Genomic DNA, 11,833 nt, shown 5'->3' with positions numbered 1-11,833 from the left:
TAGGCTGCAATGAAAATTTTTGTCATAAGTATTGAAGATGAAAAATCACCCCGGTTAAAGAAATTTTTAGCTCAAGATTTTTTTGAAAAGGGTCAAGTACTTGTGACTAAAATTGGGATTAAGGGCGGGGATCTTTCTGCAAAAGAATATTTTGAGTTGGGTGTTAAAGGTCGATCTAAACCTCTTTCACCGAGTATGGTGGGCTGTACCCTTTCACATTTAGCAGCATTAAAAGAATTTTTAACAACAGATGATCAATATGCTTTAGTAATGGAAGATGATGCTATTCTTCCGTATGATTTAACGATTGAAAAATTATCAGCAGAATTAACTTCGCTGAACTTACCTAAAAATACTTTGTTCAGTATAGGGGGCATTCGTATGAAAGAATGTCAAAAAGTTCGCGGAGATATTTTAGATCAAGAGTTTTTATCTCAGAAAATTTTAAAAGTATCGCCAGATTTTTATCAGCGAATTTGTTATGCTGTTGCCTATATTGTTGATCGGGAAATTGCACAGACATTGATTGATTATCATCGTCCTTTACGAGCTGCAGATGACTGGCGATATTTAACTGATTTCAATGAATCAGCCTCAATTTGGATGACAGCAATTGTCGATCACCCAATCATTACTGCAGGGGAGCAGAACTCACAGCTTAGCTCAATTGAACAGGAAAGGGTAAGGATGAACAGCTCGGATGTGTTGGTAAGTCGTTATGGAACTAGTCTAAGATATAATTTATTAAAATTTTTCTATAAAAAATACCCTAAATAAAATTTGTAAATAAATGAAAAAGTATTTAATTAGTATTGAAACTGTTGATAGCCAGCGTTTAAATAATCTTTTTGAACAAAGTATTTTTAAAAGCTATAAAGATGAATTTACAAAAGTAGGAGTACGCGGAATTGATTTACCAATATTAGAATATTACAAGATGGGTGTTGCAAGGCAAATAGAACCTTTAAGTCCTGGCGAGCTTGGATGTACTTTATCACATGTTAAATCCTTGAGAGATTTTATAAATTCGAACGAAAAATATGCATTGATAATTGAAGATGACATAATTCAAATAAATCATTTTGATTTGAATTCTTTGGAAGAACAGATAGAAAAACTAAATCTATCCGAATGCTTCTTATTCAGTCTTTGTGGTATTCAATTGAAAATAAACAATCAAGTTAGAGGGATTAAATTAGAAAAATTAATATGTGGAAAACACATTTTGAAATTGCATCCTTATTATATCTCAAAATTTTCATATGCTTGCGCTTATATTGTTGATAAGTCAATGGCAAAGTTATTAGTTGATTATCATGAAATTCCTCATATCTATGATCACTGGGGAGGGTTAAGGTATTTAAGTAAAAATTATAATTTTTATGCAACACATTTATTTGAGCATCCAGAAATAACCGGAAATTATTTGTATCAAAGCTCTTTAGAGTCTGAACGATTGTTTAAAGGTTTTAAACCAAAATTTAAAAAGAATAAATTAAATAAATTTCTTGATTCATTAATAAAATTTATATTAAAAAAAACTAATTCTACATATTATTAAGTAGTTAGTAATGAATTAAATTTAATGTTTTATAAAGTAAAAGTAGTTGCAAAAAACTGATCAAAATTAGAAAATTAATTGGTTTTTAAAATTTAATCAAGGTTTAGTTTTCCGCTTTTTAATAGCTTTCAAGATCATATAAATCAAGCCAACAAAAATTACGAAAGCACCAGCAATGCTACTTACGCAAAAATATAGAATACGCTCTTTGGCGAGCGCAAAAAAAATTATTCGCCAAAATGTACCGCATGAAAAGCTATTTTACGATAGAAAATGCAATCAACATAATACCACGATTATGAACAGCGGGATGCATAGTCATAGCTTGCTTAACTCAATCCTAGAATGTTATTAGTGATTACTAATCTCAATTTATTCCATTATAGTGGTCAAATCATCTAATTTAATGTAAAGAGAAATACACGTTTAAATTTTATAAGGATTGACGTTTCCATAACAGTTTCTAAACCGTTTATAAGACCAAACATATTGCTCAGGCGCAACATTAATCATGCTTTCAAGATTTTGATTAAGGCTATCAACTGAAGTCTGTAAATCATTCGACAAGATGTCATCTGTCAAAACTGAACAGTGGACACTGAAACCGGAAATTTCATCCCGTATACAACTAAGCCCAATGATATTGCATTGAGTTTTATTGGCCAGTTTTGACACCAGTGTCGTCGATAAGGTATTTTGCCTAAAGAAGTTTGAATAGATACCACCGGATGCTTTAGGAAGATGATCTGGCAAAATGACTGTCAGTCCACCTTGCTTGAGGTGCTTAAAGATTGCACGCACACCATTTTCATCTGTCGGGACGAGAGTTGCATTTAATCGTTGTCTTGCTTCCCACATAAAACGATTCACAGCTTTGTTTTTGTTGGGTTTATACATAATCATGGGAGAAGTATGCAGATTCAGCCATGCATTTAAAAGTTCCCAACAGCCAAAATGGGCAACCACCACAATTACGCCTTTGCTATTGGCTAAGGCTTGAGTAAGGTGCTGTTCACCATAAATATTTTTTAGCTGATTCAAACTATATTCAGGCGACATACCCCAGCATTTAATGGATTCCACATAAGTCATACATTGGCTAATTAAGCTTTTTCTGATCAGAGTTTTTTGTTGTGATGCGTTCAATTCTGGATAAGCCAATTGTAGATTGATCCGCGTAATCCGCTTCATAGAGGAATTATGACCATTAAGGAGAAGGGCGATCCAAAAAGCAATGAGTTGCAAAACCGAAAGTGGCAGCAGGGCAACAACTTTAAATAGAAAATACATGACAGCGCCACTCTAAAAAACCAAAAATAGAGAATGAAAAGAAAATTTTGGAAAGAGTTTTATCGCATCAATGATGCTGCGCCGTTTCTAAACTACAGAGTAGGAGTTAAAAGTCTTGAGAACAAAATAAAGAAAACACAAATTACAGAAACCACTGAAGTTCATGGTGGTATTCAGTGGATTAATAAAATAAGTTATTGAGGTTTATCGGCATTGCCTTTTAAAACCATATAAATCAAGCCGACAAAAATAAGCAAGGCCCCACCTAGACTACTTACACAAAAATAAAGAATGCGTTCATTGGTATCCATGTTAAATAAGCCATTGGCCAGGATATAACGCATAAATAGCCACTGCACAACAGAAAACACAATCAACATAATGCCACGATTACGAACAGCGGGACGCATAGCCATAGCTTGCTTAACTCAATAATAGAAAAACAGCATTATTATGCCATTACCAGAAACCAATCTCAATTTAATAAAAAACCCTGCCTGAGCAGGGTTTTGGTCACTGTACTAGAAAAACATTAAACTTCTTGTTTAGTTTCAGCTTTTGGTTTTTCACGTAAGCGAATACCCAAATCACGTAATTGATTGCCTTCAACTGGAGCAGGAGCTTGAGTCAATGGACATTCAGCGGTTTTGGTTTTCGGGAATGCAATCACATCACGGATTGAAGATGAACCCGTCATCAACATTACCAGACGGTCCAGACCGAATGCCAAACCACCGTGTGGAGGTGCACCGAATTTTAATGCATTGAGCAAGAAGCTGAATTTCTCTTCGGCTTCTTCTTCAGAAATACCAAGCGCTTCAAAGATCGCTTTTTGCATCTCGAGCGTATAGATACGAAGTGAACCGCCACCAATTTCAGTACCGTTCAATACCATATCATAAGCCACAGACAATGCTTGACCTGGATTGTTCTTCACTTCTTCTACACTTGATTTTGGTAGTGTGAACGGGTGGTGAACAGAAGTCCATTTGCCATCATCAGTTTCTTCGAACATCGGGAAGTCAACAACCCAAAGCGGAGCCCACTCGCAAGTCGCCATGTTCATGTCATGACCAATCTTGATACGCAAAGCGCCCATTGCATCATTTACAACTTTGGCTTTGTCCGCACCGAAGAACACGATATCGCCATTCTCAGCACCAACACGTTTCAACAGATCAAGTACGATTGGCTCGATAAATTTCACGATTGGGGATTGAAGGCCTTCAATGCCTTTTTCAAGTTCGTTGACTTTAATGTAAGCCAAACCTTTGGCACCGTAGATACCCACGAATTTCGTGTATTCATCGATCTGGCTACGTGGAAGAGAACCTGCACCCGGTACGCGAAGTGCAACGATACGGCCTTTAGGATCTTTGGCAGGACCTGCGAATACTTTGAATTCAACGTCTTGCATCATGTCTGCAACGTCAACGAGTTTCAAAGGAATACGCAAGTCTGGTTTGTCAGATGCATAATCACGCATTGCATCTGCATAGGTCATGCGCTGGAATTTGTCGAATTTTACGTCCAGAAGTTCATCGAACATCTTGACCGTTAAACGTTCCATTAAATCCATGATATCATCGTCACTCATGAACGATGTTTCAACGTCGATCTGGGTGAATTCAGGCTGACGATCCGCACGTAAGTCTTCATCACGGAAACATTTCGCAATTTGATAGTAACGATCAATACCACCCACCATCAACAACTGCTTGAATAGCTGTGGAGATTGTGGAAGTGCGTAGAAGCTACCGTTAGAAACACGACTTGGAACTAAATAGTCACGTGCACCTTCAGGTGTCGCACGGGTCAAGATCGGCGTTTCAACGTCTAAGAAACCATTTTCTTCGAAGTAGTTACGAATCAGGTTTGTCAATTTAGAACGGAAACGCAGGCGATCTAACATTTCTGGACGGCGAATATCTAGAAAGCGATATTTCAAACGGATTTCTTCAGAAATGTTGGTGTTTTCGTCATTCAATGGGAAAGGAGGAGTTTCTGAAGTAGCAAGAACTTCGATGTCTTTTGCTAAAACTTCGATTTGACCACTCACCATGTTGGCATTTTCTGTGCCTTCATAACGGCGACGTACACGACCTGTGATTTTTAATACGAATTCAGAACGTGCCTTGTCAGCAGTTGAGAATGCTTCCGGGGTATCTGGATCGATCACCACCTGAACCAGACCGTCACGGTCACGCATGTCCAGGAAGATAACACCACCGTGGTCACGGCGACGGTGAACCCAACCGCATAATGTTACGGTTTGGTCAATTTGGGCTTCAGTTAATGAGCCGCAGTAATGAGTTCGCATCATAGCGTAAAAAATCCAACTATATGGGTTAAGGTCAGCGTATACGTAAACAGCGTACCGCTTTTTTCGAGTGTTGAATTATGCCTCTTTATCAATTTCCTCACAAGGATTCACATTGTTAAATTCTCCCCCACTTACTTTCTGCAAACGATTTGAGGATTCATGTTGGAGATTTTTTAGGATTAGAGACATTAAAGTAAATATTACAAGATAATAAAGTATAGTTTGACGTGGAGCATAAAAATAAAAGTCAGTTAAGCCACAGATAATGATATAAACAATAAAAGAAATCCCTGCACAGCATAGAAGTCTTATCTCTTCATTGTTCGAATTTTTTCTGAGCGATTGTATAAAAAACTGAAGAGGAAGGAGCAGCAGAGTTAATAAAGCTAAAATTCCTAACAGTCCCTGTGTCGCTAGAATTTGAAAGAAAATATTATGGGCATGTATTGTACATTCTCCAATTTTTCCTTGTCGGTTTAATTCACATATATCTTCTTTAAACTGTACAATTCCGATTCCAGTAAGCGGGGCTTCTTTGAATTTTTCTAGAGAAAGTTCCCAAAGGGATAATCGAGTACCCACACTGGTATTATAATTCTGATTGTGTACAATATTATACTCATCTGATTTAAGTGCTTGTAGTCTCGTTTGTATTGGATTGTTAGGTATCATCAGGACTATTGCTATTAATAGTAAACTTACACCAAAAATTGTTAGAATTTTTAAAAAATTTTTCTTGTAAAAAATAATAAAAACTATAAGAAATATAATTGGTATACCTAGCCATGCACCTCTCGTGCCATGAAGACAAATTAATAAAATATTAATCAAGCTTAAAAATATAAAAATATACGCTGTTTTATTTTTTTTATAGAATCCATAACAGAATGTTAATAAACTGATAGCTATTAAAGAATAATCATAAAGAATGACAGGATTAAGTTCTTTGGCAATTAAATCTCTATCGAAATTAGAACTTAAATTTATATAAATATTAAATGGAATTGATATTAGTACAGTGATATTAATTATTTTAAAGAAAACTTCACTGCAGAATTTTGTATTTAAGATTAGGGCCGGTAAAAAAAGAAAAAATAGTGTGTATATAAATTGGAATTTATATAGCTCAGAGGTGTGCGAAAACCATGCTAATTGGTTGCTGGGAATAATATTTTTATTTATTATAATTTCATTTAAGCTAATAAATAAAAATGGGGTAATTGTAATTAAAATAAAATATAGGTTGGTGTGAATTTTAATTTTTTTTGTAAAAAAAAATAAGATTGCTAAAAATGCAAAAAATTTAAGTAAAGATCTGTCAGAACCATCATTTATTGTTAAATTAAAGAAAAAAATTACATAAATAGCTGTAGTGAAAAAATATATAAAATTTTCAGAATCAAAAAATTTAGAGTGAAACATCGTATGATTTTAGTTAAAAAAAAATATTTTAACTGTTTTCTAATCTAATTCAATCATTTGTTTTTTTATTTGGGTTTTTTAATAAAAATTTATTTAATTCAATAAGTTGTTTTTTATTTTGGAATACAGGGTAGAGCATGATTTAGCTTATGATAAATGAGGTATGGTTGTGCTGAAAAGTACTGCAAGTACAATACCTATAAAGAATTTAATAGTGGAGTAAAAATTTTAAATGCCTAAATCATATTGGATTACGGGGAAAGTAAATAAATTTTTGATATAGACGATACTGTAGACTGTAAAAACTAGTCTAATCCATAAGGTTGGATGGTCAGTGAGCTCCCATAAATGTTGGATATTAGAATTTTCCTAAGTAGATAATCGCTATAAATCTGTAGCATTGTACCAATCACAACTACCACAAGAGATAAAGTAAAAAGCATCTATTTAAAAGCGTACCTTGTTCCAACGTATGATTCACCTCATCAATATGCATCAACTGGCACTCCATGCTTTACATCGCACCTTAATAAAAGTGCAACAGAGCCAATATTTATGGATTGAGTCAACCACACTACCTGTCTGTAAAAATCAATGGATTCAACGCCATAGATCATTAACCAACATTGTATCTCGAGGTAACAGCTCAATGCACTGGTTTTTTGGTTGTAAGCTGCATGTCATCATGAGTCAGTCAGGCGAGATTGTCCGTACAGCTTTATCGAATGGGCATACAAAGTGGCTATTAACATGGTTGAATAGCTCGTTAATGGTTTACAAGCAAAACTCTATGCAGATCATGGCTATATCAGCCAAGACGTAAAAAATAGATTAAAGAATCAAGGTATTAATTTAATCACCTATCATTGAAAGAACATGAAGTCTGTTCAACTGTCTGTATCAGATAAATATCACTTAAAACAGTGTAATAAAATATGAACGTTATTTAGCCTATTGAAAGGCAATACTATTTAGTGACGAGTAAAGCCCGGAGTATTTCAGGCTTCTTAAGTGGAATCTATGCTTCGTTATGTGCATACCAATTGAATCATCGAAATAAGCCTGCAATTCAAATTATGGAATTGTCGTTTTAAACAGGATTCAGCTTTTATTAGGAAAGCACTACAGTTTAGTCTAAGTATGTGGAAGAAATGTTTTATTGCAAAAAAAATGAAATGTTATATTATAACAATATTCAGAAATTGCAGTCTTGAGTCCGTTCCATGCTTCTTCATAAGAATTTAATTACACTTTCTATTTTTGCCGTCATTGCACCTGCTGTTTTTGCTGATGAAGAGCGTCAAACTCAACAACTCTCCACCATCAAATTGCAGGCACATCCCTTGGTACAGTCGGCTGCAGATTTTGCAGTTGCCGATCAAGTGATTGATCATAAAAAGCTTGCCGAAGGTGGTACGACTATTGGTGATGCTTTGGCAGGTGAGCTGGGGGTATCTTCAAACCAGTATGGTTCAGGTTCCAGCCGTCCGGTGATTCGTGGTCAGGACGGTCCACGAGTGAAAATCTTGCAACATGCCTCTGAAACGGCGGATGTCTCTACGCTTTCACCAGACCATGCCGTCATTGTTGATCCGATTCTGGCAAAACAGGTTGAGATTATTCGTGGACCATCGACCTTACTGTATGGAACAGGAACAGTGGGTGGACTGGTCAATGTCACTGACCAGAAAATTCCGACACAAATGCCTGAAGATGGCTTAGAAGGCACAGCAGGCCTACGTTATAACTCAGGCAGTGATGAAAAATTAGCGAGTGCTGGTGTAACAGCGGGTATTGGTGAAAACTTTGCTTTACGTGTAGAAGGTTCGAAACGTAAAGCCAATGACTATTTTGCGCCGGATTATTTTCATGAACATGAAGGGGAATTAGAAAAAGAACGCCGAGTCGCGAATACTTTTGCTGAAAGCCAGGCCGTGAATATTGGTGGTTCATGGATTCATGATCGTGGCTTTGTCGGTTTATCCTATAGCAACCGACAGGATGAATATGGTCTGCCGGGGCATAGCCATGAATATCATGGTTGTGTACTGCATGGCGATCATTTTCACGGTTGTCCAGAGCCAGATCCAAATGCACCAGCACATGAAGAAGAACATGGCGGACCATGGGTAGATTTAAAATCTGAGCGTTATGAGGTGCGTACCGAGCTGGAACAGCCTTTTGCCGGTTTCGAGAAACTGCGTGCCCATGCCAGCTTTACCGATTACGAGCATGATGAGCTTGAAGAAAATGAAGTCATCAGTAACTTCAAGAGTAAAGGTTATGATGGCCGTTTGGAGCTGGTACATGTGCCTGTCGCTGGCTGGGAGGGCGTGATTGGAACGCAGTATAGTCAGCAAAAGATTGATCTTGCTGCGTCCGAACATGACGAACATGAAGAGGGTGATGAAAATGATGCAGAGCATCATGTCCATGGCTCAAGTGTGGTGATGCCGAACACAAAAACTGAAAAATACAGTCTGTTTGCCTTGGAGCATAAACAGCTGGGTGATGTACATGTGGAGCTAGGTGCGCGTGTTGAACATCAGAAAATTGAAGTAGAGTCTGAGCAAAAAGATTATTCAGGCACAGGTGTATCGGCTTCTGCAGCTGCAAACTGGGAATTTGCACCAAACTATAAACTGTCATTGGTGAGTTCACATCAGCAGCGTTTACCGCTCGCTCAGGAACTCTATGCAGATGGCATGCATTTTGCCACGAATACTTATGAAGTCGGTAATCCGGATCTGGATAAGGAACGCTCCAACAATCTGGAACTGGGCCTGCATTATGAAGGCGATAAACTCGACTATCACGTGCATATTTATCATAACTGGTTTAATGATTATATTTATGGGGCTACGGTTGCAGAACAAGGCAACTTACGTGGTATCAACTACACCCAAGACAAAGCCACATTCTATGGTACAGAAGCACAAGCCGGTTATCAGATCAATGACATGTATAAGCTCAGTGTGTTTGGCGACTATGTCCGCGGCAAAATTGACGGTGAAAATGCACCCCGTGTTCCGGCAGGCCGTCTAGGGAGCAAAGTGGATGCAAGTTTTGATGACCACTGGTCCGGTCTGGCTGAGTTTTACCATGTCTTTAAGCAAGACAAAATTGCCAGCTATGAACAGGAAACCAACGGCTACAACATGCTGAATCTGGGGCTGTCTTATGCGGGCCAGATGAAAGATCGTAATGATTACCGTGTCTACTTTAAAGCCAATAACCTGCTGGATGATCAAGTCTATTCACACGCTTCATTCCTGTCGAATATTCCGCAGGTGGGACGCAACTTTACTGTTGGTCTGGAATTCGATTTCTAGACAAAAGTGATCCCGGGAGGGGTTGATTCAAGCAGGTGAAACAGAAATCCTCTTGATAAATCAAGCAATAAAACCTAGTCTGATGACATTGGACTAGGTTTTTTGTTATGCGTATTTTTCAACGAATTCATCAGAAACTGAATTGGTCACGCCGTCGTTATGTCAGCGTGATCGTCGGTTTGCTGGCTTTGGGATATCTCTCATCGGCCATTTATCATACTTATAAACCTTTGCCTGAAGGCCTGAATTTTACCGGTAAGTTACGTCATGCCGAGGTGAAGTTTATTGCTGATCAAACCTATCTGGATGCAACTGGAAAACAGCAGCAAGACCATCATATTTTTAATGAAATGTTAAAGTTGATTGATGAAGCGCAAACCACCATTGTACTGGACATGTTCTTGTTCAATAGCGAAGTGGGCGAATCGACACGAGCGCATCAGACATTGGCACAACAACTTACGGATGCCTTGATTTTAAAACGCGGTGTGCAGCCAAATATTGAAATCAGGGTCATTACCGACCCGATTAATTCAGTCTATGGAGGGCTTGCACCCGAGCATTACCGTCAGTTACGCAATGCAGGCATTGATGTGATTGAAACGGATTTACGACCGCTGCGTGCATCCAATCCCTTATGGTCTGGTTTCTGGTATCTCTGTTGTCAGGATGCCGGCAATAATCCTGAAAAAGGCTGGCTCGCCAATCCGTTTGGTCAGGAAAAAATTACCCTGCGCAGTTATTTTAATCTGTTTAATTTTAAGGCCAATCACCGTAAAACTCTGGTGGTGGATACGGCTCAGGGCTGGAAAGCTTTGGTGACTTCAGCCAATCCGCATGATGGCAGTTCACGTCATTCTAATGTGGCTTTGCTGGTAATGGGCAATACAGCCATTGATGTATTAAAGACTGAACAGGCTGTAGGCCGGATGTCCAAAGCTGACATTCCAATGGTCATTATTGGTGAGTTTGAGGGTGATCGGTCTTTACCCCAGGTTCAGGTGCTGACTGAAAAAGCGATTTACGATGCAACACTCAAACTGATTGAAACGGCCAAGCCCAAAGAGCGGATTGATTTGGCCATGTTCTATTTGTCTGAACGGCATATTGTCAAAGCCCTGATGGCTGCACATGAGCGTGGGGTAAAAGTCCGTGTATTGCTCGATCCGAATAAGGACGCATTTGGGCGTAAGAAAAATGGGATTCCTAACCGGCAAGTGGCTTCTGAACTCAATGCTGCAGGTGTGCCGGTGCGCTGGTGCAACACTCAGGGTGAACAATGTCATAGCAAGATGATTACTAAATCAAATGCACAGCAATCTGAAATGATTTTGGGTTCAGCCAATTTTACTGCACGAAACATTAAAAACTATAATCTGGAAACCAATTTACGTGTGGTTGGTTCATCGCAGGCAGCAGTATTTACCGATGCTCAGGCTTATTTTGATACGGCTTGGTCCAACTTGAATGGTAAAAACATGAGTGTGGATTACAGGCAATATGCAGATGAATCGAAACTGAAATATGGAATTTACCGTTTTATGGAATGGAGCGGATTGTCGACGTTTTAAGTCCCTCATCCCCTTGCGGAATATATTCCTCATCCCAGAGGGAGAAGGAGTTCCCTCTCCTAAAAGGCATAGGTATCTACACAAATCCCGAGCTTTGCGTTAAATTGAAGAGCATGCTCTTCAATTTAACATCTCTGGCTTAGATCAGCGTCTGGTTAAACGCTATAACAGCCTTGTAAAGCTCAATATGAATCCTCTCGCTTCACTTGCTCCCGCAATCAAAGACCTGGCTTCTGCCCAAAAGTCGAGTTTCGCAACGACACAAGCAGTCTGGCGATTCCTGAATAATGACAAGATTTCTTTTAGCCAGTTAAACCAGCCGATTGAACAGCTT

At 38.3% G+C, this 11,833-nt stretch carries 8 protein-coding genes and 2 pseudogenes; 5 read left to right on the top strand and 5 right to left on the bottom strand.

Annotation, left to right across the window (positions count from 1 at the left end; all coding sequences use genetic code 11):
* Positions 1 to 9: 9 nt before the first annotated feature.
* Positions 10 to 777: a glycosyltransferase family 25 protein gene (locus tag E0H88_RS12040; protein WP_131274345.1), complete on the top strand. Its 768-nt coding sequence runs from the start codon at positions 10 to 12 to the stop codon at positions 775 to 777.
* A gap of 13 nt (positions 778 to 790) precedes the next feature.
* Complete coding sequence (locus E0H88_RS12035; RefSeq protein WP_092820330.1) at positions 791 to 1,561, top strand: glycosyltransferase family 25 protein; 771 nt, start codon at positions 791 to 793, stop codon at positions 1,559 to 1,561.
* Positions 1,562 to 1,657: 96 nt separating this feature from the next.
* Here the strand turns inward: E0H88_RS12035 and E0H88_RS16130 are convergent.
* From E0H88_RS16130 to E0H88_RS12010, 5 genes and pseudogenes are all read right to left on the bottom strand, one after another.
* Positions 1,658 to 1,883: pseudogene (locus E0H88_RS16130) on the bottom strand (hypothetical protein).
* Positions 1,884 to 1,987: 104 nt separating this feature from the next.
* The gene (locus tag E0H88_RS12025) at positions 1,988 to 2,851 is read right to left on the bottom strand and encodes a lysophospholipid acyltransferase family protein (RefSeq protein WP_131274344.1); all 864 of its coding nucleotides are present in this window, start codon (positions 2,849 to 2,851) and stop codon (positions 1,988 to 1,990) included.
* A gap of 194 nt (positions 2,852 to 3,045) precedes the next feature.
* Complete coding sequence (locus E0H88_RS12020) at positions 3,046 to 3,267, bottom strand: hypothetical protein (protein ID WP_131274343.1); 222 nt, start codon at positions 3,265 to 3,267, stop codon at positions 3,046 to 3,048.
* Between the two features lie 116 nt (positions 3,268 to 3,383).
* Entirely contained in the window at positions 3,384 to 5,174 is a 1,791-nt protein-coding gene (gene aspS / locus E0H88_RS12015; protein WP_092820333.1) for an aspartate--tRNA ligase, read from the bottom strand.
* Positions 5,175 to 5,249: 75 nt separating this feature from the next.
* On the bottom strand, positions 5,250 to 6,596 hold the full coding sequence (locus E0H88_RS12010) for an O-antigen ligase family protein (protein WP_131274342.1): 1,347 nt from the start codon (positions 6,594 to 6,596) through the stop codon (positions 5,250 to 5,252).
* Positions 6,597 to 7,030: 434 nt separating this feature from the next.
* Here E0H88_RS12010 and E0H88_RS12005 point away from each other — a divergent pair.
* From E0H88_RS12005 to E0H88_RS11995, 3 genes and pseudogenes are all read left to right on the top strand, one after another.
* Positions 7,031 to 7,690 (top strand): annotated as a pseudogene (locus E0H88_RS12005) (IS982 family transposase); the annotation flags it as partial.
* A 129-nt stretch (positions 7,691 to 7,819) separates the two neighbouring features.
* Entirely contained in the window at positions 7,820 to 9,928 is a 2,109-nt protein-coding gene (gene znuD, locus E0H88_RS12000) for a zinc piracy TonB-dependent receptor ZnuD (RefSeq protein ID WP_131274341.1), read from the top strand.
* A gap of 107 nt (positions 9,929 to 10,035) precedes the next feature.
* A complete protein-coding gene (locus E0H88_RS11995) occupies positions 10,036 to 11,499 on the top strand; it encodes a phospholipase D family protein (RefSeq protein ID WP_131274340.1) in 1,464 nt (487 codons plus the stop codon).
* The last annotated feature ends 334 nt before the right edge of the window (positions 11,500 to 11,833 follow it).

The organism is Acinetobacter sp. ANC 4216 (genome assembly GCF_004331195.1).
Classification (GTDB): Bacteria; Pseudomonadota; Gammaproteobacteria; order Pseudomonadales; family Moraxellaceae; genus Acinetobacter; species Acinetobacter kookii.
The sequence above is the reverse complement of the archived record's forward strand: the minus strand, read 5'-3'. Positions and strand labels throughout refer to the sequence as shown.

Bases quoted from the DNA above. Each gene is read 5' to 3' on its own strand.
- E0H88_RS12040 (WP_131274345.1), top strand. From the start codon at position 10: ATGAAAATTTTTGTCATAAGTATTGAAGATGAAAAATCACCCCGGTTA.
- E0H88_RS12025 (WP_131274344.1), bottom strand. From the start codon at position 2,851: ATGTATTTTCTATTTAAAGTTGTTGCCCTGCTGCCACTTTCGGTTTTG.
- aspS (WP_092820333.1), bottom strand. From the start codon at position 5,174: ATGATGCGAACTCATTACTGCGGCTCATTAACTGAAGCCCAAATTGAC.
- E0H88_RS12035 (WP_092820330.1), top strand. From the start codon at position 791: ATGAAAAAGTATTTAATTAGTATTGAAACTGTTGATAGCCAGCGTTTA.
- E0H88_RS12010 (WP_131274342.1), bottom strand. From the start codon at position 6,596: ATGTTTCACTCTAAATTTTTTGATTCTGAAAATTTTATATATTTTTTC.
- E0H88_RS11995 (WP_131274340.1), top strand. From the start codon at position 10,036: ATGCGTATTTTTCAACGAATTCATCAGAAACTGAATTGGTCACGCCGT.
- E0H88_RS12020 (WP_131274343.1), bottom strand. From the start codon at position 3,267: ATGGCTATGCGTCCCGCTGTTCGTAATCGTGGCATTATGTTGATTGTG.
- znuD (WP_131274341.1), top strand. From the start codon at position 7,820: ATGCTTCTTCATAAGAATTTAATTACACTTTCTATTTTTGCCGTCATT.